This window comes from Granulicatella sp. WM01, from assembly GCF_004570605.1.
In the GTDB taxonomy this organism is placed as follows: domain Bacteria; phylum Bacillota; class Bacilli; order Lactobacillales; family Aerococcaceae; genus WM01.
In genome coordinates, this window is sequence record NZ_SPPB01000141.1 from 1 (window position 1) to 402 (window position 402).

Below are 402 nucleotides of genomic sequence, written 5' to 3' on the forward strand. Positions count from 1 at the left end.
ATAGAAGATGATGTAGTAAAAGGCGTGGAAATGGTTATCGGCACTCAATATCTAGCTGATTCTGTTGTATTAACAACTGGTACATTTTTACGTGGTGAAATTATTTTAGGTAACTTAAAATATTCAAGTGGTCCAAACCATCAAATGCCTTCAATCACATTAGCAGACCATTTAAGAGATTTAGGTTTCGACATAGTTCGTTTCAAAACTGGAACACCACCTCGTGTTAATGGTGGGACAATTGATTACAGTAAGACTGAAATTCAACCAGGTGATGATGTAGGTAGAGCATTTAGTTATGAAACGACAGAATATATTTTAGACCAATTACCATGTTGGTTAACTTATACGAACGAACAAACACATAAAGTGATTGATGATAATTTACATCTATCAGCAATG

The 402-nt window shown here is 34.3% G+C and carries 1 protein-coding gene; it reads left to right on the top strand.

Features of this window, described 5'->3' with window-relative positions; translation table 11 throughout:
- A partial coding sequence (locus tag E4T68_RS09015; protein WP_194185117.1) for an FAD-dependent oxidoreductase occupies nt 1-402 on the top strand: 402 nt, incomplete at both ends.